The sequence below is a fragment of the Serratia sp. EC4 genome (genome assembly GCF_059652115.1).
Genome location: NZ_JBNIDE010000011.1, coordinates 22,984 through 45,297 on the forward strand (window position 1 = coordinate 22,984; position 22,314 = coordinate 45,297).

The 22,314-nt window shown below is 60.4% G+C and carries 24 protein-coding genes; 9 read left to right on the forward strand and 15 right to left on the reverse strand.

From position 1 onward, the window contains the following. Positions 1 to 3: 3 nt before the first annotated feature. Entirely contained in the window at positions 4 to 1,404 is a 1,401-nt protein-coding gene (locus ACP39K_RS22025) for a nucleobase:cation symporter-2 family protein (RefSeq protein WP_019452186.1), read from the reverse strand. 240 nt (positions 1,405 to 1,644) lie between these two features. Between ACP39K_RS22025 and gltS the strand changes: the two genes are divergently transcribed. Then, a complete protein-coding gene (gene gltS / locus ACP39K_RS22030; RefSeq protein WP_025304708.1) occupies positions 1,645 to 2,856 on the forward strand; it encodes a sodium/glutamate symporter in 1,212 nt (403 codons plus the stop codon). Positions 2,857 to 2,898: 42 nt separating this feature from the next. Here gltS and recG read toward each other — a convergent pair whose 3' ends face one another. From recG to ACP39K_RS22060, 6 genes are all read right to left on the reverse strand, one after another. Beyond that, positions 2,899 to 4,980, reverse strand: a complete 2,082-nt coding sequence (gene recG / locus ACP39K_RS22035) for an ATP-dependent DNA helicase RecG (protein WP_016929649.1) — start codon at positions 4,978 to 4,980, stop codon at positions 2,899 to 2,901. Beyond that, positions 4,977 to 5,672: a tRNA (guanosine(18)-2'-O)-methyltransferase TrmH gene (gene trmH / locus ACP39K_RS22040; RefSeq protein WP_033639122.1), complete on the reverse strand. Its 696-nt coding sequence runs from the start codon at positions 5,670 to 5,672 to the stop codon at positions 4,977 to 4,979. Before trmH ends, recG begins: the two co-directional genes overlap by 4 nt. Before the next feature lie 5 nt (positions 5,673 to 5,677). Next, on the reverse strand, positions 5,678 to 7,789 hold the full coding sequence (gene spoT / locus ACP39K_RS22045) for a bifunctional GTP diphosphokinase/guanosine-3',5'-bis pyrophosphate 3'-pyrophosphohydrolase (RefSeq protein WP_015379445.1): 2,112 nt from the start codon (positions 7,787 to 7,789) through the stop codon (positions 5,678 to 5,680). Positions 7,790 to 7,807: 18 nt separating this feature from the next. Further along, positions 7,808 to 8,083 (reverse strand): DNA-directed RNA polymerase subunit omega, encoded by a 276-nt coding sequence (rpoZ, locus tag ACP39K_RS22050; RefSeq protein WP_004931221.1) that lies wholly within the window; start codon positions 8,081 to 8,083, stop codon positions 7,808 to 7,810. A 54-nt stretch (positions 8,084 to 8,137) separates the two neighbouring features. Next, the gene (gene gmk / locus ACP39K_RS22055; protein ID WP_004931218.1) at positions 8,138 to 8,761 is read right to left on the reverse strand and encodes a guanylate kinase; all 624 of its coding nucleotides are present in this window, start codon (positions 8,759 to 8,761) and stop codon (positions 8,138 to 8,140) included. A gap of 210 nt (positions 8,762 to 8,971) precedes the next feature. Further along, positions 8,972 to 9,589 carry a trimeric intracellular cation channel family protein gene (locus ACP39K_RS22060; protein WP_025304704.1) on the reverse strand — a complete coding sequence of 206 codons (618 nt, stop codon included), beginning with the start codon at positions 9,587 to 9,589 and terminating at the stop codon, positions 8,972 to 8,974. Positions 9,590 to 9,842: 253 nt separating this feature from the next. Here ACP39K_RS22060 and ACP39K_RS22065 point away from each other — a divergent pair, with 253 nt between their 5' ends. Further along, positions 9,843 to 10,277, forward strand: a complete 435-nt coding sequence (locus ACP39K_RS22065) for a DUF3574 domain-containing protein (protein ID WP_049299565.1) — start codon at positions 9,843 to 9,845, stop codon at positions 10,275 to 10,277. A gap of 34 nt (positions 10,278 to 10,311) precedes the next feature. On the opposite strand, the gene ACP39K_RS22070 is transcribed toward ACP39K_RS22065, so the two are convergent. After that, positions 10,312 to 11,496: a NupC/NupG family nucleoside CNT transporter gene (locus tag ACP39K_RS22070; protein WP_004931212.1), complete on the reverse strand. Its 1,185-nt coding sequence runs from the start codon at positions 11,494 to 11,496 to the stop codon at positions 10,312 to 10,314. A gap of 371 nt (positions 11,497 to 11,867) precedes the next feature. Here ACP39K_RS22070 and ACP39K_RS22075 point away from each other — a divergent pair, with 371 nt between their 5' ends. Beyond that, entirely contained in the window at positions 11,868 to 12,257 is a 390-nt protein-coding gene (locus tag ACP39K_RS22075; protein ID WP_048796321.1) for a hypothetical protein, read from the forward strand. Between the two features lie 55 nt (positions 12,258 to 12,312). Here ACP39K_RS22075 and ACP39K_RS22080 read toward each other — a convergent pair whose 3' ends face one another. After that, positions 12,313 to 13,176: a YicC/YloC family endoribonuclease gene (locus ACP39K_RS22080; RefSeq protein ID WP_015379441.1), complete on the reverse strand. Its 864-nt coding sequence runs from the start codon at positions 13,174 to 13,176 to the stop codon at positions 12,313 to 12,315. 126 nt (positions 13,177 to 13,302) lie between these two features. On the opposite strand from ACP39K_RS22080, the gene rph reads away from it, so the two are divergent. Continuing rightward, the gene (rph, locus tag ACP39K_RS22085; RefSeq protein WP_025160305.1) at positions 13,303 to 14,019 is read left to right on the forward strand and encodes a ribonuclease PH; all 717 of its coding nucleotides are present in this window, start codon (positions 13,303 to 13,305) and stop codon (positions 14,017 to 14,019) included. A 96-nt stretch (positions 14,020 to 14,115) separates the two neighbouring features. Further along, positions 14,116 to 14,757: an orotate phosphoribosyltransferase gene (gene pyrE / locus ACP39K_RS22090; RefSeq protein WP_497008835.1), complete on the forward strand. Its 642-nt coding sequence runs from the start codon at positions 14,116 to 14,118 to the stop codon at positions 14,755 to 14,757. Positions 14,758 to 14,788: 31 nt separating this feature from the next. Here pyrE and slmA read toward each other — a convergent pair whose 3' ends face one another. The 3 genes from slmA to coaBC form a co-directional block, all read right to left on the reverse strand. Further along, entirely contained in the window at positions 14,789 to 15,385 is a 597-nt protein-coding gene (slmA, locus tag ACP39K_RS22095) for a nucleoid occlusion factor SlmA (RefSeq protein ID WP_025304700.1), read from the reverse strand. 250 nt (positions 15,386 to 15,635) lie between these two features. Beyond that, positions 15,636 to 16,094 carry a dUTP diphosphatase gene (dut, locus tag ACP39K_RS22100; RefSeq protein WP_015379440.1) on the reverse strand — a complete coding sequence of 153 codons (459 nt, stop codon included), beginning with the start codon at positions 16,092 to 16,094 and terminating at the stop codon, positions 15,636 to 15,638. Continuing rightward, entirely contained in the window at positions 16,072 to 17,289 is a 1,218-nt protein-coding gene (coaBC, locus tag ACP39K_RS22105) for a bifunctional phosphopantothenoylcysteine decarboxylase/phosphopantothenate--cysteine ligase CoaBC (protein ID WP_033641334.1), read from the reverse strand. The genes dut and coaBC overlap by 23 nt, the downstream gene beginning before the upstream one ends. Before the next feature lie 183 nt (positions 17,290 to 17,472). Between coaBC and radC the strand changes: the two genes are divergently transcribed. The 4 genes from radC (at position 17,473) to mutM (ending at position 19,731) form a co-directional block, all read left to right on the forward strand. Next, complete coding sequence (radC, locus tag ACP39K_RS22110; RefSeq protein ID WP_016929682.1) at positions 17,473 to 18,156, forward strand: RadC family protein; 684 nt, start codon at positions 17,473 to 17,475, stop codon at positions 18,154 to 18,156. 262 nt (positions 18,157 to 18,418) lie between these two features. Beyond that, a complete protein-coding gene (gene rpmB, locus ACP39K_RS22115; RefSeq protein ID WP_004931195.1) occupies positions 18,419 to 18,655 on the forward strand; it encodes a 50S ribosomal protein L28 in 237 nt (78 codons plus the stop codon). A gap of 11 nt (positions 18,656 to 18,666) precedes the next feature. After that, complete coding sequence (gene rpmG, locus ACP39K_RS22120) at positions 18,667 to 18,834, forward strand: 50S ribosomal protein L33 (RefSeq protein WP_002442576.1); 168 nt, start codon at positions 18,667 to 18,669, stop codon at positions 18,832 to 18,834. Positions 18,835 to 18,915: 81 nt separating this feature from the next. Next, entirely contained in the window at positions 18,916 to 19,731 is an 816-nt protein-coding gene (mutM, locus tag ACP39K_RS22125; protein WP_028128080.1) for a bifunctional DNA-formamidopyrimidine glycosylase/DNA-(apurinic or apyrimidinic site) lyase, read from the forward strand. 3 nt (positions 19,732 to 19,734) lie between these two features. Here the strand turns inward: mutM and coaD are convergent, their stop codons facing one another. Genes coaD through waaA form a run of 3 tightly spaced genes read right to left on the reverse strand, consistent with a single transcriptional unit; the run spans position 19,735 to position 22,275 of the window. Continuing rightward, on the reverse strand, positions 19,735 to 20,220 hold the full coding sequence (coaD, locus tag ACP39K_RS22130) for a pantetheine-phosphate adenylyltransferase (protein WP_004931181.1): 486 nt from the start codon (positions 20,218 to 20,220) through the stop codon (positions 19,735 to 19,737). Between the two features lie 3 nt (positions 20,221 to 20,223). Next, positions 20,224 to 20,997: a glycosyltransferase family 2 protein gene (locus ACP39K_RS22135; protein ID WP_016929684.1), complete on the reverse strand. Its 774-nt coding sequence runs from the start codon at positions 20,995 to 20,997 to the stop codon at positions 20,224 to 20,226. After that, positions 20,998 to 22,275, reverse strand: a complete 1,278-nt coding sequence (gene waaA, locus ACP39K_RS22140; protein ID WP_016929685.1) for a lipid IV(A) 3-deoxy-D-manno-octulosonic acid transferase — start codon at positions 22,273 to 22,275, stop codon at positions 20,998 to 21,000. Between the last annotated feature and the right edge of the window lie 39 nt (positions 22,276 to 22,314).

The window sequence follows — 22,314 nt, forward strand, 5'->3', positions numbered from 1 at the left end:
GGGTTACTTTTTCTCGTGTTCCTGCGGAAACACCAGGTTCAGCACGATGGCGGTAATGCCGCCGGCGGCGATGCCGGAAGAGAGCAGGGTTTTCAGCCAGTCCGGCGCGAACTGCAGGATCAGCGGCTGCTGGGAGACGCCCATGCCGACGGCCAGCGACAGCGCCATGATCATGATGGCGCGGCGGTTCAGGCGCTCGCGCGACACGATGCGCACGCCGGAGGCGGCGATGGTGCCGAACATCACGATGGTCGCGCCGCCCAGTACCGGCTCGGGGATGTGCTGCACGAAGCCGGCCACCGCCGGGAACAGCCCCAGCGCGATCAGCATCAGCGCCACCACGAAGCCGACATAGCGGCTGGCGACGCCGGTCAGCTGGATCACGCCGTTGTTCTGGCCGAAGCAGGAGTTGGGGAAGGTGTTGAACACCGCCGACAGCATCGAGTTCAGGCCGTTGGCCAGTACGCCGCCCTTCAGGCGCTTCATGTACAGCGGCCCGCTGACAGGCTGTTCGGAGACGTCGGAAGTGGCGGTGATGTCGCCGATGGTTTCCAGCGAGGTGACCATAAAGATCAGCATCAGCGGCAGCAGCAGGTTCCAGTCGAAGCCCAGACCGTAATAGAGCGGCGTGGGGATGGTGATCGCCGCCGTTGGAGCTGCCGGTGCGTCGGCGGGCAGCATGTCCATCGCCCAGGCCAACAGATAGCCGACCGCCATGGCGATCACCAGCGAAGCGACGCGCAGGTAAGGGTTGCGCTGGCGGTTCAGCAGGATGATGACCGCCAGCACCGCGCCGGCCAGCAGCAGGTTTTTCGGTGAGCCGAAGCTGTGATCGTTCATCGCGGCATAACCGCCGCCGATCGAGGTCAGACCGACCTGAATCAGCGACAGGCCAATGATCATCACCACGATGCCGGAAACCAGCGGGGTGATGATGCGGCGCGCCAGATGCAGCACGCGCGACAGTAAAATTTCGGTGCAAGAAGCGACCATCAGGGTGCCGAACAGCGCGGCCATCATGGTCGGCACGTCGGCGCCGCCGTTTTTCAGCGCCAGACCGCCCATGATCAGCGGCGAAACGAAATTGAAGCTGGTGCCCTGAATCGACAACAGCCCGGAACCCACCGGTCCCCAGGTTTTGATTTGCAGAATGGAAGCCAGACCGGAGGCGAACAGCGACATGCTGATGATGTGCTGGGTATCCTGTGCCGGCAGGCCCAGCGCCTGGCAGATCAGCAGAGCCGGTGTGATCACCGCGACGAACATCGCCAGCAGATGCTGGCCGGCGGCAAACAGCGTTTGCGGCAGCGGCGGGCGATCTTCCAGGCGATAAATCAGTTCACTGGCGCGGGGTTCTGAGGCGGCTTGGCGCGCGGCATCAAGCTCGGAGGATGACATGCTCATGGTGTGGCGTTTCCAGATACGGCAAAGCAGGCATTTTAATGCCCCGCCCCGCAAAAGCAAACGGTTGCGCGTAAATATTATGTTGCCGACTTTCTCGTTTATGTCGCATTTTCATTCATTTTTTCTTGTCATCTCAGCGTTTTTTACTTCTAATCCTGCACTCATCAAGTTTAAAAACTAAGTGGTTTTCTATAACTTATTATTTTTATTTGGATCTTTTCCCTTACATGGAGTACCTGGATGTTTCATCTTGATACTTATGGCACGTTAGTCGCGGCGACGCTGGTTTTGCTTCTCGGAGGCAAGTGCGTCAGAAGCATTCCCCTGCTGCGAAAATATACCATTCCCGCTCCCGTCGCCGGCGGTTTGCTGGTGGCCCTCCTGCTGTTAGCCCTGAAAAAGTTCGCCAACTGGGAAATCAGCTTTGACATGTCGCTGAAGGATCCGCTGATGCTGGCCTTCTTCGCCACCATCGGCCTGAACGCCAACCTGGCGCGGTTGCGCGCCGGCGGCAAGGCGCTGATGGTATTCCTGTTCGTGGTGCTGGGGCTGCTGCTGGTGCAGAACGCCATCGGCATCGGCATGGCGAAAATGCTGGGGTTGGATCCGCTGATGGGCCTGATCGCCGGGTCGATCACCCTGTCGGGCGGCCACGGCACCGGGGCGGCCTGGAGCAAGCTGTTCATCGAGCGCTACGGCTTTGAAAACGCGACGGAAGTCGCCATGGCCTGCGCCACCTTCGGCCTGGTGCTGGGCGGCCTGATCGGCGGCCCGGTGGCGCGCTATCTGGTCAAACACTCCTCTACGCCGGAAGGCACCCCGGAAGACAGCGTGCAGCCGAGCGGTTTCGAGAAGCCGGAAAGCGGCCGCCTGATCACCTCGCTGGTGATGATCGAAACCATCGCCATGATCGCCATCTGTCTGAGCCTGGGGCAGCTGATTGCCGGCCTGCTGAACGGTACGGTGTTTGAGCTGCCTAACTTCGTTTGCGTGCTGTTCGTCGGGGTGATCCTCAGCAACACCCTGGCCTTCACCGGTTTCTATACCGTGTTCGAACGGGCGGTATCGGTGCTGGGTAATGTCAGCCTGTCGCTGTTCCTGGCGATGGCGTTGATGAGCCTGCGCCTTTGGGAGCTGGCTTCGCTGGCGTTGCCGATGCTGGCGATCCTGGCGGTGCAGACGCTGGTGATGGCGCTGTACGCGATCTTTGTTACTTACCGGGTGATGGGCAAGAACTACGACGCGGCGGTGCTGGCCGCCGGCCACTGCGGCTTCGGCATGGGCGCCACGCCGACGGCGATCGCCAACATGCAGGCGATCACCGATCGCTTCGGCCCGTCGCATCTGGCGTTTCTGGTGGTGCCGATGGTGGGGGCGTTCTTTATCGATATCGCCAACGCCATCGTCATCAAGCTGTATCTGCTGCTGCCGGTGTTCCCGGCGGTGGGGTGATATCGCGAGTCACCACGAAAAGGGCGCCGCAGGCGCCCTTTTTTATGCGTTGGAGTAGCGCGCCTTCTCCGGCAGCCAGCGTTCGATCAGCGCCTGGGCGTGTTCCGGATAGTGCTGATGGAGATGGCGAGCGACGCGCTGCACTTCGGGGATCATCGCCTGGTCGCGCAGCAGATCCGCCACCTTGAATTCGGCGCTGCCGGTCTGGCGGGTGCCCAGCAGCTCGCCCGGGCCGCGGATCTCCAGATCGCGCTGGGCGATGACAAAGCCGTCGTTGCTGTCGCGCAGCACTTGCAGGCGCGTTTGCGCGGTTTTGCTCAGCGGCGTTTTGTACAGCAACACGCAGTGTGAGGCCACGGCGCCGCGCCCTACGCGGCCGCGCAGCTGGTGCAGTTGCGCCAGGCCCAGCCGTTCCGGGTTTTCGATGATCATCAGGCTGGCGTTCGGCACGTCGACGCCGACTTCGATCACCGTGGTGGCGACCAACAGCTGCAGCTCGCCCTGTTTAAACGCCTGCATCACCGCCTGCTTTTCCTGCGCTTTCATGCGGCCGTGCACCAGCGCCACCTTCAGCTCCGGCAGCGCGGCTTTCAATTCTTCCCAAGTGGCTTCCGCCGCCTGCGCTTCCAGCAGCTCGGACTCTTCGATCAGCGTGCACACCCAGTAAGCCTGTCGCCCCTCTTCCAGACAGGCGCTTTTCACCCGCTGAATGATGTCGGCGCGGCGGGTATCGGGAATGGCGACGGTGGTCACCGGCGTACGGCCCGGCGGCAGCTCGTCGATGACCGAGGTATCGAGATCGGCGTAGGCGGTCATCGCCAGCGTGCGCGGGATCGGCGTGGCGGTCATGATCAGCTGATGGGCGTGGAAGCCTTGCTCTTCGCCTTTCTCCCACAGCGCCAGCCGCTGATGCACCCCGAAGCGGTGCTGCTCATCGATGATCACCAGCGCCAGGCCGTTGAACTGCACCTGCTCCTGGAAGATGGCGTGGGTGCCGACCACCATCGACACCTGGCCGCTGGCGATGGCCTCCTGCTGTGCAATGCGCGCCTTGCCTTTCTGCTTGCCGGCCAGCCAGCCGACTTCCAACCCCAGCGGTTCGAACCACTGGCGGAAGTTGTTGGCATGCTGTTCGGCCAGCAGCTCGGTCGGCGCCATCAGCGCCACCTGCTTGCCGTGCGCGATGGCGCGAAGCGCCGCCAGCGCCGCCACCAGCGTTTTGCCGGAGCCGACGTCGCCCTGCACCAGCCGCATCATCGGGAAGTCTTTTTGCATATCGGCTTCGATGTCGGCCACCACGCGCGTTTGCGCGCCGGTCGGCGAGAACGGCAACTGGGCGAGAAAACGGTTTTTCAGCCGATCGTCCGGCAGCAGCGGCTGCGCCTGATAACTCTGCGCGCCGGCGCGCACCGCCAGCATGCTGAGGTTATGCGCCAGCAGCTCTTCGAGGATCAGACGCTTTTGCGCCGGGTGTTTGCCCAGCTCCAGATCCGCCAGCTGGATGTCCGGCGGCGGGCGGTGCAGGGTGTGCAGCGCCTGTGGCAGGCTCATCAGGCCGCCGCTCAGCTCCGGCGGCAGCAGCTCGGCGATGGCGCAGGTATCCAGCAGCGCCAGCGCCTGATCGGTCAGCTTGCGCAGCGTGGCCTGCCGCACCCCTTCGGTGGTGGGGTAAACCGGCGTCAGCGACTCCTGCAGCTCAACCTCGCTGGTTTCGCCCTGAATACGGTATTCCGGATGGATGATCTCCGCGCCGTGGTTGCCGCGTTTGATCTCGCCGTAGGCGGTCACGCGGCGGCCGGTGGCCAGGCTGTTTTTCATTGCGGCGTTGAAGTTGAAGAACCGCATGGTGAGGATGCCGGTGCCGTCGCTGATCTGGCAGGTCAGCATGCGGCGGCGGCCGAAGCTGATGTCGCTGCGCAGCACTTCCCCTTCTACCGTGGCGTAGATGCCCGGCAGCAGATCGTTGATCGGGTAGAGGCGGGTGCGGTCTTCGTAGCGCAGCGGCAGGTGCAGCAGCAGATCCTGAATGGTGTCGAGGCCAAGCTTGGCCAGTTTGCCCGCCTGGCTGGCGCCAACCCCGGAAAGCGTGGTGAGTGGGACAGCATCCAGCAGGCGGCCTTTCATTTGCGCACCGTCGCCTGCATGGCCGCCCACCATTCGGCGCTGGCGACCACCTGGCCCTGTTCGTCGATCTGCGGACGCGGCAGCCCCTTGCGCTTGGCCACGTTGGCCAGCACCGGATAGCCGCCTTCGAACAGCAGACGCTGCTGCTCTTCTTCGTCCAGCATGCTGTTGTCGCGGCGATACAGACCGGCGTTCTGCCGCTGGCGCTGCGCCTCATACAGGATCAGCGCGGAGGCCACGGAGACGTTGAGCGATTGCACCATGCCGATCATCGGAATGACGATGTCTTGATCGGCCAGCGCCAGCGCTTCTTCGGTGATGCCGGTTTTTTCCTGGCCGAGCAGCACGCAGGTTGGCCGGGTGTAGTCCACCTCGCGGAAATCGACCGCGCGCGCAGACAGGTTGGTGGCCAGAATTTGCATGCCCTGCGCTTTCAGGTGACCGACCGCGTCGCCGATGGTGGGATGGGTTTTAACGCTGACCCAGCTGTTGCTGCCGGCGGCGGAGGAAACCAGGGTGCGCATGCGGGTGGTGGGCCACACGGCGTGGACCTGATGCACGCCGACGGCGTCGGCGGTGCGGATAATGGCGGAGACGTTATGCGGCTTGTGCACCTGCTCCAGGCAGACCGTCAGATCCGGCTGCCGGGTCGCAAGCATTTCACAAATCCGCGCATAGCGTTCAGGACTCATAAGCGCTAGTTTCGGTTGCGGTTAACTTTGATCACATCCGGCATGATACGGATTTTACGCATAATGTTTGCCAAATGGATGCGATCGCGGGTGGTCAAGCGGATAAAGGCGCTATAAACCCGACCGTCTTTCTCTTCGGTGTTCAGGCTCTGAATATTGGACTCGGCCGCGTTGATCGCCGCCGTCAGGTTGGCCAGCGCGCCCTGGTGGTTAAACATATCCACCTTGATCTCGGCGATGAACTCCTGCTCGGTCTCTTTATCCCACTCAACCGCCATGAACTTCTCAGGCTCTTTCTGATAGCCGCGAATATTGCGGCAAGATTCATGGTGGATCACCAGCCCTTTGCCCGGACTGACGTGAGCGATAATCGGGTCGCCCGGAATCGGACGGCAGCACTTGGCGAAGGTGATCAACACGCCGTCGGCGCCCTTGATGGCCAGGTTGCGCACGCCGGAGGTGGTGCCCAGGCTGGACTGATCGCCCTGCAGGTTCTTCGCCACCACCACGCTCATGGCGTTGCCCAGGCCGATTTCCGCCAGCAGATCGTCCAGCGTCGCCAGCTTCATGCGGTCCAGCTCGTGCTGAATGTTTTCCTGCGGAATTTCGGCCAGCTTGCGGCTGCCGCCCAGCGCATGGTTGAGCAGACGGCGGCCGAGGCCGACGGAGTCGTCGCGCTTGAGGTTCTTCAGCATCTGGCGAATTTTGGCGCGCGCTTTCGAGCTGACCACGAAGTTCAACCAGGCGGCGTTGGGCCGCGCGCCCGGCGCGGTGATGATCTCGACGGTCTGGCCGCTGGTCAGCGACTGCGACAGCGGGTACGGCTGACGATCGACGCGCGCGCCGACGCAGGCATGGCCGATATCGGTATGCACCGCATAGGCGAAGTCGACCGGCGTGGCGCCGGCGGGCAGCTCGACGATGCGGCCTTCCGGGGTGAAAACGTAAATCTCATCCGGGAACAGATCGGATTTGACGCTCTCGATAAATTCAAACGAACTGCCGGCGCTTTGCTGCAGCTCCAGCAGGCTTTGCATCCAGCGCTGGGCGCGGATCTGCGCCGTAGTGCCGGTTTCGCCCTGTTCTCTTTCCTTGTAAGCCCAGTGCGCGGCCACCCCCATCTCAGCCATCTGGTCCATGTCTTCGGTGCGGATCTGCACTTCGACCGGGACGCCGTGCGGGCCGATCAGCGAGGTATGCAGCGATTGATAGCCGTTGGCCTTGGGAATGGCGATGTAATCTTTCACCCGCCCCGGGCGCGGTTTATACAGGCTGTGCACCTGGCCGAGCACGCGGTAGCAGGTATCGACCTCTTTGACGATCACCCGGAACGCGTAGATATCCATGATGGAATGGAAACGCTGTTCTTTCAGGTGCATCTTGAGGTAGATGGAGTAAAGGTGTTTTTCCCTTCCGCTGACGCGGCAGGCGATGCCGGCCTCGGTCAGCCGCCCTTCGATCTCGGAGAGGATTTTTTGAATCATCTCTTTGCGATTGCCGCGCGCCGCTTTCACCACTTCCTTGATCACGCGATAGCGGTTTGGGTACAGCGCCTCGAAGCCCAGCTCTTCCAGCTCGGTTTTCAGGTGATGAATACCCAGACGGTGGGCGAGGGGGCTGTAGATTTCCAGGGTTTCACGCGCGATGCGCCGGCGTTTGTCGGGGCGCAGCGAACCGAGGGTGCGCATGTTGTGCGTACGGTCGGCCAGCTTGATCAGCACGACGCGGATATCCTGCACCATCGCCATGATCATCTTGCGGAAGTTTTCCGCCTGCGCTTCTTTCTTGTCCTGGAACTTCAGTTTGTCGAGCTTGGAGACGCCCTCAACCAGTTCGGCGACGCTCTTGCCGAACAGCTGTTCCATATCTTGATAGGTGGCCGGGGTGTCTTCGATGACGTCGTGCAACAACGCCGCCATCAGCGTCTCGTGGTCGAGACGCATTTCCGCCAGGATGCAGGCCACGGCGACCGGGTGAGTAATGTAGGGCTCACCGCTGGAGCGTGTCTGGCCCTCGTGCGCGTCGCGCGCGACGAGGTATGCCTGTTTGAGGCGCTTAATCTGCTCCTCGGGCAGGTAACGTTGAATCAGCAGATTCAGGCTTTCAAACAGGTACAAGGCGGACTCGCTGTCTAATTAACGACGACCTTCAGCAATCGCGGTAACCGCTTGAATCTCTGCGGCTTCCTGCTCTTGCTGCTCCTGGCGCTCACGCACGTCGAGGATCTGGCTGGTGATCAGGCCTTCTTCGATTTCGCGCAGGGCGATAACGGTGTACTTGTCGTTCTCTTCCGGAACCAGTGCATCTTTGCCGCCGGTCTGGATCTGACGCGCCCGACGAGCAGCGACCAACACCAGGTCAAAACGGTTACCAATTTTCTCTACAGCGTCTTGAACAGTTACGCGTGCCATATTTGTGCTACTCCACAGGTGACGAAAAGACTGGGCATGATACTGAAACTGCCTTCAGTCTGCCAATAGTTTGCTGATTAAAGCGTCATGCCGCAGCAACTGGCGGCCCAAACGCAGGCGTTCGGCGCGAATGATGGTCTTCAGATCGGACAGCGCCAGATCGAAGTCATCGTTCACGATCAGGTAATCGTACTCCGCGTAATGCGTCATTTCCGCCACGGCCTGAGCCATGCGTTTGGCGATCACCTCTTCGGAGTCCTGCCCGCGCCCCCGCAGGCGACGGCCCAGTTCCTCCTTCGACGGCGGCAGAATGAAGATGCTGCGCGCCTGCGGCATTTTGGCGCGGATTTGCTGCGCGCCCTGCCAGTCGATATCCAGAAACACGTCTACGCCGGTCGCCAACACTTGTTCGATGGCGGCGCGCGAGGTGCCGTAATAGTTGCCGAACACTTCGGCGTGCTCAAGAAACGCATCCTGCTCGATCATCCGGCGGAATTCGTCTTTCGAGACGAAGAAATAGTGCTCGCCGTGATTTTCACCCGGGCGGCTGTCGCGCGTGGTGTGCGAAACCGAAACCTGCGTGTCGTACAGCGGTTGCGTCTTTAACAAAGCCTGAATCAGACTTGATTTACCTGCGCCACTGGGAGCAGAGACAATATAAAGCGTGCCTTGAGCCATGATGATGTTCGTTGATAACGGTTGATATGCCAAAAACAGCGGATGTGTATTTTCTCCGCACAGTATACACGGCTAACGCGCCGGGTGCAGCGTTAGCTCGCATTTTGCCCGTGGCTTTGCGCGGAAAAAGCGTCGAATGAGCGAATATGCGCGCTGAAGAGCGACATTTTGGCGGTTTTGGCCCAGCGGCGGCGCGCTGCCGCCCCGGGATCAGTGATCCGGATGCTGGTAGTTGAACACCGGCAGACCGAGGCGGAAGCGCAGGGCGATCAGACGCGCGCTCAGGCCGGCGACCAGCGTGAGGATCACCACCAGATTGTGCGGCAGGCTGAGGTGCTGCAGGCCGATATACAGCCAGGCGGCGCTGAAGGAGATGCCGGCGTAGATCTCTTTCTGGAAAACCAGCGGGATACGGTTGCAGAACATATCGCGCAGCACCCCGCCGAAGACGCCGGTGATCACTGCGGCGATGGCGGCGATAATCGCGCTGTGCCCCATATCCAGCGCCACCTGGGCGCCGATGATCGAGAAAACGATCAGTCCGACGGCGTCGAGCACCAGGAACAGGCGGCGCAGATGGCGCATCAGGGGAGCCACCCAGGTGGTGACGATCGCCGCTATCGCGACGATGACGATGTATTCCGGGTGTTTGACCCAGCCCAATGGAAAATGCCCGAGCAACATATCGCGCACCGACCCGCCGCCGATTGCGGTGACAGAGGCGATGATGATCACGCCGAACATGTCCATTTGGCGGCGGCCGGCCGCCAGCGCGCCGGTCATGGCTTCGGCGGTGATGCCGATGATATAAAGGATGCTCAGTAACATAAGGGATTCACAGCGTACTTGCGTCAGAATGATGGCCGGCAGGGTAATCGCCGCCGAGGACGCGCGCCACTGAGTTTTTTTCACCGATGGCGTTTCGGATTAATTTAGCTAATCCAAATTCCGTTTTTATTGCCGATAACCAGCCTTTTTTAACATCTGGATGTTGATAAAAGCATTAGAAATTTCGCGCTGGTTTCCATCGCTGACTATGCTTTTTGCAGCTAATCCTTCAACCGAGAAACCGAGACTGCAGATGAAAAACTCCCCGAGACTGGCCGCCGGCGCCGTGGTGGCCGCCCTGCTGCTGAGCGGCTGCGTGGCGCCAGGCCACCAGGCAACGTCACCCGCCCCGGTTTGCCGCACCGGTGATCCGCTGGTGCAAACAACGCTCTACTTCGGCCTGAACCGCCCTGCGGGGCCGGCGATCACCGCCGCCGAGTGGCAAACCTTCGTCGATAGCCAGGTGACGCCGCGCTTTAAAGACGGGCTGACGGTGTTTGATGCCAAAGGGCAGTGGCTGGGCCACGACGGCAAGCTGGCGCGCGAGAACAGCAAGGCGCTGCTGTTGATCCATGCGCCGGGCAAAGAGAGCGAGGCGAATATCGAGGCGCTGCGCAGCGGTTATAAGCAGCAGTTTGCGCAGGATTCGGTGATGCGGGTGGATGCGCCGGTGTGCGTGGCGTTTTAAAACGAACTCCCGGCCCTGTGGCCGGGAGTGGGGATTACAGCACCAGGCCGGCGATGGCCGCCGACAACAGGCTCACCAGCGTCGAGCCGTAAACCAGCTTCAGGCCAAAACGGGAAACCACGTTGCCTTGCTGCTCGTTCAGCCCCTTGATGGCGCCGGCGACGATGCCGATGGAGGCGAAGTTGGCGAACGACACCAGGAACACCGACAGAATGCCCAACCCGCGCGGCGACAGCTCCGCCGCGATTTTCTTCAGCTCAATCATCGCCACGAATTCGTTGGCCACCAGTTTGGTCGCCATGATGCTGCCCGCCTTCAGGGCCTCCTCCGCCGGGATGCCGATCAGCCAGGCCAGCGGATAGAACACATAGCCGAGGATCTGCTGGAAGCTGATGCCAAGCACCGCGGAGAACAGCGCATTGACGGCGGAGATCAGCGCGATAAAGCCGATCAGCATCGCCGCGATGATCATCGCAATCTTGAAGCCGGCCAGAATGTACTCGCCCAGCATTTCGAAGAAACTCTGATCTTCATGCAGTTTGTTCAGCTTCAGCTCCGGCTCGTCTTCGACCTGATACGGGTTGATGATCGACAGGATGATGAAGGTGCTGAACATATTAAGGATCAATGCCGCCACCACGTACTGCGCGTCGATCATCGACATGTAGGCGCCGACGATGGAGAGCGAAACCGTCGACATGGCGGTCGCGGCCATGGTGTACATGCGGCGCGGCGAGATGTCGCCGATGATGCCCTTGTAGGCGATGAAGTTCTCTGACTGCCCCAGCACCAGCGTGCTGACGGCGTTGAACGATTCCAGCTTGCCCATGCCGTTGACCTTGGACAGCAGGGTGCCCACCAGACGGATGATCAGCGGCAGGATGCGGAAATGCTGCAAAATGCCGATCAGGGCGGAAATAAAGATGATAGGGCACAAAACGCCGAGGAAGATAAACGCCAGGCCATCCTTGCTCATGCCGCCGAACACGAACTCCGACCCTTGGGCGGCGTAGGCGAGCAGGGTGTCGAAGAAGCCGGCGACGTGCTTGATCACGCTGAGCCCGCTGGCGGAGTGCAGGAAGAAGTAGGCCAGCGCGCCTTCGATCACTAACAGCTGGATGATATAGCGCAGGCGGATTTTCTTGCGATTATTGCTGACCAGCAGCGCCAGGGCGATGATCACCACCAGGGCCATAATAAATTGCAGAATTTGTGGCATAAACGGTCCGTACGGTTCACGGGCAGGAAAAAAACACATTTAGCCACAGCATCGCCGGCCTTTCATTACCTTGCGTGATAATTAGAACAAAATACTTATGGCATGCGGGATATCTTGCCGATTGTCATCCGCACGCGCTGCTCGGCAGTTTTTCATAAGCCCCCGACGTTCCTTAGTGGGCTGTCTTCCATGATGCCTGCCGGCTCGCAGCCTGATGCAACCACCGTCCCGCACGTTCAGGCGCCTGGAATCTGGCTCGCAATGGGCGATTTTTCCCGGCGCAAAGCGTGGTTTTCTCGGCTAAGGCGGAGAAACATGTTTGGGCAAGGCGCCGCGACTGGCGCGCATTTTCTCAAACCAGGAGGCGAACGATGAATACCGGCACGTTGCTCAGGGCGCTGGCCAACGGCGTTAATCCCGACACCGGCGAGCTGTTGAAACCGGCTTCAGCGGCCTGCGCGCCGGAGGCTATCCGGCTGCTGTTCGCATTGGCCAGCGAGTTCGACGGCGAATCCGAACTGCAGAAAAAAGCCCGGCTGACGCCGGAGGAGAAGCGGCAGAAGAATCTGGCCGAGGGGCGGCCGGCCAATGCCTACTTCCCCTGGCCGGAAGAGGAAAAGCTGCGGCTGCGTGAGAGCCATGCGGCTGGGGCGACGCTGGAAGCGCTGAGCGATGAGTTTGAGCGCTCAACCTGGAGCATTGCGGTGCAGCTGCAGAAAATGGGGCTGATGGAGGAAGAGCAGGCGGCCGCCTATCGCTGATCTGCAGCCATAAAAAAGCCCGCTTGACGCGGGCTTGATGGAGTGCGGAGCGGGATCACTCGATGTTCTGGATCTGCTCGCGCATCTGCTCGATCAGCACCTTCAGCTCGATGGCGGAGGCGGTGACGTCGGCATTGATCGACTTGGAGGCCAGGGTGTTCGATTCGCGGTTGAACTCCTGCATCATAAAGTCGAGGCGGCGGCCGACGGCTTCTTTCTTTTTCAGGATGTTGTGCGTCTCTTTCACGTGCGCTTCCAGACGATCCAGCTCTTCGGCGACGTCGATGCGCTGTGCCATCAGCACCAGCTCTTGCTCCAGGCGGGTGTTTTCCAACTGCACCTGCGCCTCTTCCAGCTTGCTGACCAGGCGCTCGCGCTGCCATTGCAGGATGTTCGGCATCTGGGCGCGCACTTTGACCACTTCGGCGCTGACGCCGTCGAGGCGCTGTTCGATCAGCGTTTTCAGCGCGGCGCCTTCGCTTTCGCGTGCGACGATAAAGTCATCCAGCGCGCCGTCCAGCGCCTGCATCAGCTCGGCGCTGATGGCGTCCAGATCCTGCTCCTGCGCGGACATCACGCCCGGCCAGCGCAGCACGTCGATCGGGTTGATTTCCCCTTCGTCGCTCTGCATTTTCACCCAGTTGGCGGCTTCGACCAGCTGTTTGGCCAGTTTTTCGTTCAGGATCAGCGAGCTTTGCGCGCTTGGATCCAGTTCGAAACGCAGGTTGCATTCGACTTTGCCGCGGGTCAGGCGGCCACGGATACGTTCACGGATCACCGGCTCCAGGCTGCGGAATTGTTCCGGCAGGCGGATGTAGGTTTCTAAGTAGCGCTGGTTAACGGAACGCAGCTCCCAGGCTGCGCTGCCCCATTCACCCTTGATTTCACGCCGGGCGTAGGCGGTCATGCTGCGGATCATTGATGCGTACCCGTAATAGGAAAAGATGGGGCGATTATAGCGTCGCGGCTGCGGGCAGGATAGGCATTACGTCACGAAGCCCGTATAATGCGCAGCCAATAGTTGATTTGAAGCCGGAGAGAGCCCATGCGTCCTGCAGGCAGAGCACCACAGCAAGTTCGCCCCCTGACACTGACCCGTCACTATACCAAACACGCTGAAGGTTCAGTGCTGGTTGAGTTTGGCGATACCAAAGTCTTGTGCACCGCCACGGTAGAAGAGGGCGTTCCGCGCTTCCTGAAAGGCCAGGGGCAAGGTTGGATCACCGCCGAGTACGGCATGCTGCCGCGCTCCACCCACAGCCGCAACGCCCGTGAAGCCGCCAAAGGCAAACAGGGTGGCCGCACGCTGGAGATCCAGCGCCTGATCGCTCGCTCGCTGCGCGCCGCGGTGGATCTGAAAAAGCTCGGTGAATTCACCATCACCCTCGACTGCGACGTACTGCAGGCCGACGGCGGCACCCGCACCGCTTCCATCTCCGGCGCCTGCGTGGCGCTGGCCGACGCGCTGAACACGCTGGTGGCCAACGGCAAGCTGAAAGCCAATCCGATGAAGGGCATGGTGGCGGCGGTTTCCGTCGGCATCGTCAATGGCGAAGCGCTGTGCGATCTGGAGTATGTGGAAGATTCCGCGGCGGAAACCGACATGAACGTAGTGATGATGGAAGACGGCCGCATGATTGAAGTGCAGGGCACCGCCGAAGGCGAGCCGTTCAGCCACGATGAGCTGTTGGCGCTGTTGGCGTTGGCCCGAGGGGGCATCGAAACCATCTTCCAGGCGCAGAAAGCGGCGCTGGCGGACTGATTTTTCAAGGCGACTGAGAAGTCGCCTTTTTTATGCCCGGCGATCGGGCGGCAGTAATGACAAGACCCAAGCAGATTCAGACGAGGAGAAGCAGTAATGAAAGCCTATCAGCGCCAGTTTATCGAGTTCGCGCTTAACAAGCAGGTATTGAAATTCGGCGAGTTCACCCTGAAATCCGGCCGCACCAGCCCGTATTTCTTCAACGCCGGCCTGTTTAATACCGGGCGCGATCTTGCGCTGTTGGGGCGCTTCTACGCCGAAGCCCTGATGGATTCCGGCATCGATTTCGATCTGCTGTTTGGCCCGGCCTATAAAGGCATTCCTATCGCCACCACCACGGCGGTGGCGCTGGCGGAACACCATGAGCGCGATGTGCCTTACTGCTTTAACCGCAAGGAGGCCAAGACGCACGGCGAAGGCGGTTCGCTGGTGGGCAGCCCGCTGCAGGGGCGCGTGATGCTGGTGGACGATGTGATCACCGCCGGCACCGCGATCCGCGAATCGATGGAAATCATCGGCGCCAACGGCGCTTCGCTGGCGGGCGTGCTGATCTCCCTCGACCGTCAGGAACGCGGCCGCGCGGATATCTCCGCCATTCAGGAAGTGGAGCGCGACTATCACTGCAAGGTGATTTCAATCGTCACACTGAAGGATCTGATCGCCTATCTGGAAGAGAAACCGGAGATGGCGGACCATCTGGCGGCGGTGCGCGCTTACCGCGAGCAGTACGGGGTATAAATAACAACGCCGGGCATGCCCGGCGTGTTCGTTATTGCAGCTGTGCCGCCAACAGCGGCCAGCGGGCGTCGAATTCCTGTGTGGGGCGATAGCGGAATTCCGAACGCACATAGCGCGACAACATGCCTTCGCAGAAGGCCAGCAGCTGGCTGGCCAACAGCGTTTCATCGACGATAAAGCCTTTGCCTTCGCGCAATTTGCGCTCTTTCAGCACCTGACGCAGCTGCGCCTCGATGCGTTCGAACAGTTGGTTGATGCGGCCCTGCAGGCGATCCTGTTCAAACATCAGCGCGTGGCCTGTCATGATGCGCGTCAGCCCCGGGTTGCGTTCCGCAAAGCCCAGAATCAGCAGTAAAATCAGGCGCAGACGATTGAACGTCTCTTTCTCGTCCTGCAAGATCAGGTTGATGCGGGTGATCAGGCTGTCTTCGATAAACTCGATCAGACTGTCGAACATCCGTGTCTTGCTGGGGAAATGCCGGTACAGCGCAGCTTCAGAAACACCCACGTTTGCGGCGAGCTTGGCGGTGGTGATGCGTTGGCTGCCGTCGCTGGATTCCAGCATCTGGGCTAACGCCTGCAATATTTCCTCGCGCCGATTCCTTTTCGTATTTTCTTTTTCTGCCATGTCTGATTAGACCCTTGCTAAAACTTAACTGACGGAAACCCGGGCACCGGCCGCTGCAGAGCAGGCTCTGTGCGGCTTATGTGATAGCTTTTTTACGATGCTGGGGTCAGCGGCCTTAACGGCCTTTTTCCGCGCTGCCTGGTGTGCGCTGCAATTGTCGCGGTAAAACCTTGCCGCAGAGACATCCCTCTCCCCGGAAAGCAAGGTTCAGGCGACGTTTCCCTGCCGGCCCTCGTGCATTGGGTGGCGCTTAGTGGCGCCCCGAGTGGCCGAAGCCGCCTTCGCCGCGTTCGCTGCTGTCGAACTCTTCCACCAGGTTGAATTCGGCCTGCACCACCGGCACGAAGACCATCTGCGCGATGCGTTCGCCCGGCTCGATGGTGAAGTGCTTCTGGCCGCGGTTCCAAACGGACACCATCAGCTGGCCCTGATAATCGGAGTCGATCAGGCCGACCAGGTTGCCCAGCACGACGCCGTGCTTATGGCCCAGGCCTGAGCGCGGCAGGATCACCGCCGCCAGGCTGGCGTCGGCGATGTGGATCGCGAGGCCAGTAGGCAGCAGCGTGGTTTCACCCGGCGCCAGCTCTACCGCGCTATCCAGACAGGCGCGCAGGTCGAGACCGGCGGAGCCCGGCGTAGCGTAGGTCGGTAGCGGGAAATCCTGACCGATGCGCGGGTCGAGGATCTTAACGTCGATTTTTTTCATCATAACGGCTGACTATCTCGTCTATTAAACGTTGGCCAAGGAGTGCCTTGTCGCTCAGCGCCAGGCGCTTTTCTCCATCCTGCCAAAAAAGGTGCAGGGCATTGGTGTCGCTGTTGAACCCGTGCTCTGCAAGCGAAACATCGTTAGCGCAAATCAAATCCAGCTTCTTACGCGCCAGTTTTTGCCGCGCGTATTCTTCCACATTCTGGGTTTCGGCGGCAAACCCCACGACAAACGGTCGATTTTTGGTCATCGCCGCCACGCCGGCGACGATATCGGGGTTTTTTACCATCTTGAGGACGATTTCATCACCCTGTTTTTTTATTTTTTCATCGGCGATCCGCTCGGGACGGTAGTCAGCCACGGCGGCGCAGGAGATGAAAATCTGCTGCTGCGCGGCGCGCTGTTGCACCGCCTGTTCCATCTCCAGCGCGCTGGTGACGTCCACGCGTGCGACCCTCGGCGGCGTCGGCAGGCTCACCGGCCCGGCGATCAGCGTCACCTGCGCGCCGCGGGCGGCGGCGGCGCGGGCGATGGCGAAGCCCATTTTGCCGGAGCTGTGATTGCTGATGAAACGCACCGGATCCAGCGCTTCGCGCGTCGGGCCGGCGGTGATCATAACCTGCAAATGTTGCAGATCCTGCGGGGCGGAGAAATGACCGTTCGCCAGCTCGACGATGTCCAGCGGATCCAGCATGCGGCCCGGGCCGACGTCGCCGCAGGCCTGGCTGCCGCTGTCCGGCCCCCAGAGCAGCATGCCGCGCGCCTGCAGCGTTTGCAGGTTGGCCTGCGTGGCGGCGGCGCGATACATCTGCTGGTTCATGGCGGGGGCGGCGGCGATGGGGGCGTCGGTCGCCAGGCAGACGGTGGTCAGCAGATCGTTGGCCATGCCGGCGGCGACGCGAGCCAGCAGATCGGCGGTCGCCGGCGCCAGAATCACCAGATCCGCCCATTTGCCGAGTTCGATGTGGCCCATGGCGGCCTCGGCGGCGGGATCCAACAGATCGTCGGACACCGGGTGGCCGGAAACGGCCTGCAGCGTCAGCGGCGTAATGAACGCCTTGGCGGCGTGGGTCATCACCACGCGCACTTCTGCGCCCCTGTCGCGCAGGCGGCGCACCAGCTCTGGGCATTTGTAGGCGGCGATGCCGCCGCTGATGCCAAGCACAATATGTTTGCCGGAAAGTCCCGTCATCATCATTGTCCGATTGAAAGCCGAAAGATGCGCCATTTTAGCATATCCGCCGTTCAGGTGAGTGATTCCGCAATGGCTGCAGGGCGTTACATTGTGCTTTGCGAAACACTTCGCAATGTTATCAAACACCTGTCGAACGCGCCGGGCGGCGCGTGGCATGCTGTAGCCCTTTCAGGGAGGAACACGATGAGCAACCCGACTGTGGCGTGCTGGCCGGGCGCGCTGGCGCCGCGTGAAAAGCTGTTGATGCAGGGGGCCGCGGCGCTGTCCGACGCGGAGCTGTTAGCCATTTTCTTGCGCACCGGGTTGCCCGGCGTGCACGTGATGCAGCTGGCGGAGCAGCTGCTGCGCCGGTTCGGCTCGCTTTACCACCTGATGTCGGCCGATCATCAGGCGTTTTGCAGTCAAAAAGGCCTGGGCGACGCCAGCTATACGCAGCTGCAGGCGATTGCCGAGCTGGCGCTGCGCTTCTTTTCCAGCCATTTGTCGCAGGAAAACGCCATGCTCAATCCGCGCGTCACCCAGCATTATCTGCAAAGCCTGCTGGCGCATCGCGAGCGAGAGGTCTTTTTGGTATTGTTTTTAGACAATCAGCACCGGGTTATTCGCCATCAGGAGATGTTTGCTGGTACCATCAGCAGCGTCGTCGTCTACCCGAGAGAAATTGTGCGTGAAGCGTTGAAGGCTAATGCCGCCGCGCTGATTCTCGCGCATAATCACCCTTCGGGTAAGGCTGAACCCAGTCATGCCGACCGTTTAATAACGGAACAGGTGGTGAAAGCCTGTCAGTTATTGGAGATCCGAGTGCTTGATCATTTGGTGATCGGTCGGGGTGAATGCGTCTCTTTTGCCGAGCGCGGATGGCTTTAAGCGATTTTTTCGCGATCCTTGTGGGATCTTTAGCTGTTCGGGACTTGAGCACTTACGCTTCAGAGCGTATACTACGCCACCTTTGAGAATCTTGGGTTTGGCGCAAGAGCCTATCTCAGCAGGTTTCTGACCTGATGTGTGGTTTCTACCTGATGACGAGAGTCTCCTCAGTATGAAGTTTGCTGAGATGGGCTCTAAAAGCCTGACGAGGCGGCCATACCCTATACGAAGCTCGAGCTGATTTGATTTTTGGAGAATAGACATGTCCCGAGTCTGCCAAGTTACTGGCAAGCGCCCGGTGAGCGGTAACAACCGTTCCCACGCAATGAACGCGACCAAACGCCGTTTTCTGCCTAACCTGCACTCACACCGTTTTTGGGTTGAGGCTGAGAAGCGCTTTGTAACTCTGCGTGTATCTGCTAAAGGTATGCGTGTTATCGATAAGAAGGGTATTGAGACGGTTCTGGCCGATCTGCGTGCCCGTGGTGAGAAGTATTAAGGAACTGAATCATGGCTAAAGGTGTTCGCGAGAAGATCAAGCTGGTTTCTTCTGCTGGTACTGGTCACTTCTATACCACCACGAAGAACAAGCGTACTAAGCCGGAAAAATTGGAACTGAAGAAATTCGATCCAGTTGTCCGTCAGCACGTAGTATACAAAGAAGCTAAAATTAAATAATTTTAGTGGATTAATGAAAAACCCGGCCTTGGCCGGGTTTTTTGTTTTATAAAGGGTAGAAAACGTCGGAGGGGAAGCCAGATGCCTGAATTACCGGAAGTTGAGACGAGCAGACGCGGTATAGAGCCTTATCTTGTCGGCCACAGCATTCAGTATGCGGTGGTGCGCAACGCGCGCCTGCGCTGGCCGGTTTCCGAACAGATCCTGACGCTGAGCGATCGGCCGGTGCTCAGCGTGCAGCGCCGGGCCAAATACCTGCTGATCGAGCTGGAGAACGGTTGGATTATCGTGCACCTGGGCATGTCGGGCAGCCTGCGCATGCTGCGCGAGGAAAACGAAGACGAGGCCGGCAAACACGACCACGTCGATCTGGTGATCAGCAACGGCATGATCCTGCGCTATACCGATCCGCGCCGTTTCGGCGCCTGGCTGTGGTGCGAAGACCTGGCGACCAGCAGCGTGTTGGCGCATCTGGGGCCGGAACCGCTGAGCGAAGCGTTCAACGGCGACTACCTGTATGAAAAATCACGCAATAAGCGCACGCTGATCAAACCGTGGCTGATGGATAACAAGCTGGTGGTCGGCGTCGGTAACATTTACGCCAGCGAATCGCTGTTCAGCGCTGGGATCCTGCCCGATCGTCCGGCGGGATCGTTGAGCAAAGCCGAAGCGGAACTGCTGGCGAAGACCATCAAGGCGGTGTTGCAGCGCTCTATCGAGCAGGGTGGCACGACATTGCGCGACTTTTTGCAGTCGGACGGCAAACCGGGGTATTTCGCGCAGGAGTTGCAGGTTTACGGGCGGGCGGGAGAACCTTGCCGCGCGTGCGGCACGCCGATCGAATCCGCCAAGCACGGGCAGCGCAGCACCTTCTTTTGCCGGCGCTGCCAGCGCTGAGCATCACTCGGCGGCGAGCTTCGCCATCAGCGCTTGCGTAACCACATCAGGCAGGAAAGGCGCAATATCGCCGCCGTGACGCGCGACCTCCTTCACCAGTGAGGAGGAGATGAACGACCACTCTTCGGAAGGCATCAGGAACACGCTTTCCAGCGTTGGCATCAAATGGCGGTTCATGTTCGCCAGCTGCAGTTCGTATTCAAAGTCAGACACCGCACGCAGGCCGCGCACCAGGATGTTGGCATTCTGGTGAGCGGCAAAGTGCGCCATCAGCTCGCTGAAGCCCAGTACTTCCACATTGTCCAGATGCGAGGTGACCTGCGTCGCCAACGCCACGCGCTCATCCAGGCTAAACAGCGGCTTTTTGCTTGGGCTGGCGGCGATGGCCAGAATCACGTGATCGAACATCAGCGACGCGCGCGTCACTAAATCCAGGTGGCCGTTGGTCATGGGATCGAACGTCCCGGGATAGATGGCTTTGCTGGTCATGATTCACTTCTCTGAGTAGTTGCGGCCCAATGCCCATAATGCGGCATATTTATTGAAGGTATATTGCGCGTTGACCACCGCCAACAGCAACCCCTGTTTGCCATCCAGGAAGCCGGCGCGCAGCAGCCAGGTTTTGACGAAGGCGCCGAGCGTGTGGGTCAGGATAGACAGATAGCCGCAACGCTTGCCGGCTCGATGACGCTGTGTGGCCCACTCTTCGGCATAGCGCAGCTGTTTGCGCTGGAAGGCGAAGAAGTCGCGGCAGGTCAGGTGCAGCATATCGCCGCTGAGGGGGATGACTTTGGCGTCGCCGATGTTCAGCGACTCGTGCACCAGATCGTCGTTATAGCGATAGCGTGGGTTGGCGTACAGGCGGTTGACGCGGTCGGGATACCAGCCGCTGTGGCGCATGAAGCGGCCAAGGAACAGGTTGCGCCGCGCACAGCTGTAGACGGCGCCGTCGTCCGGTGCGTTCAACACCCGTTCGATGGATTGCCGCAGTTCGGGCGTGACGCGTTCGTCGGCGTCGATCATCAAAACGTAGTCATGGCTGGCGTAGCTTTGCGCCAGCTGACGCTGCTTGCCGAATCCTTGCCAGTCGGTGTGCGTGAAGACTTTGGCGCCCAGGCTTTCGGCGACGGCGACGCTGTCGTCCTCGCTGCCGGAGTCCAGCACGATGATTTCATCGGCCCACTCGACCGAGCGCAGACAGTCCGGCAACAGCCCGGCTTCGTTTTTGGCGATCATCACCACCGACAGGCTTTTGCGGCTGCTCATTCAGTGGCTCCGGGGCGGCAGATGCGGTTCAAGCAGCTGCAGCAGGCGCTGCAACGCTCCCTGATTCTGATACAGCACTTCCACCGCATGGCGGCCGTAGTAGCGACGGTAATCTTCGTCAGTCAACAGGGTTTCCACTTCCTTCACCAGTGAATCCACGTCGGCCACGGTGATCAGGCCTTCGGCCTGCGAGAGCTTGGCGCAGATGTCTTTAAAGTTGAAGGTATGCGGGCCCATCAGCACCGGGATGGCGTGCGCGGCGGCTTCCAGCGGGTTGTGCCCGCCGCGTTCCACCAGGCTGCCGCCGACAAAGGCCAGATCGGCGATGCCGTACAGCAGCATCAGTTCGCCCATGGTATCGCCGATCACCACTTGGGTGCTGCCAGACGGGATTTCGCCGCTGCTGCGCAGGGTGTAGCTGAAGCCGGCTTTCTGCACCAGCTCCTTGGCGGTCGGGAAGCGTTCCGGGTGACGCGGCACCAGGATCAGCAGCAGGTCGGGGTGTTTTTCCAGCAGCTTGCGGTGCGCTTCCAGCAGGATGGTTTCTTCACCGTCATGGGTGCTGGTGGCGATCCACACCGGGCGGCGCGGCGCCCATTGGCGGCGCAGCGTAACGGCGCGGGCGGCCAGTTCCGGGGTGACGGAGATATCGAATTTCAGGCTGCCGGTTACGGCCAGCTGCGAGCGTTTCAGGCCCAGTTCGATAAACCGATCGCCGTCTTCCTGGTTCTGTGCGGCGATCAGCGTAATGCGGCGCAGCATATCGCGCATGAATCCGCCAATTTTCTTATAGCCGGCGGCGGAGCGGGCCGACAGGCGCGCATTGGCGATCACCAGGGGGATTTGCCGCTGATGCAGCGCGTTGATCAGGTTAGGCCACAGCTCGGTTTCCATGATGATCACCAGCTTGGGATTCACCTGGTCGAGGAAGCGGTTCATGGAACCGGGCAGATCGTAGGGCAGATAGACATGATGCACGTCTTTGCCGAAAGCGGACTGGACGCGTTCTGAACCTGTCGGGGTCATTGTGGTCACAGTTATCGGCAAAGCGGGGTAACGATGGCGCAGCGCCCGCACCAGCGGGATGGCCGCCAGCGTTTCGCCGACGGAGACGGAATGCAGCATGATGCCGCCCGGCACGACTTTCCCGGCGCAGAAGCCATAGCGTTCCGCCCAGCGTTTACGGTAGGCTGGAGCTTTGCGGCTGCGCAGCAGTAAGCGGAGCCAGATCAGGGGTTGGATGAGGTAGAGTAGTACCTGATATAAACGCAGCAACATTCTATCAATTTCATTTATATGGGTTATTCGGAATAGTAC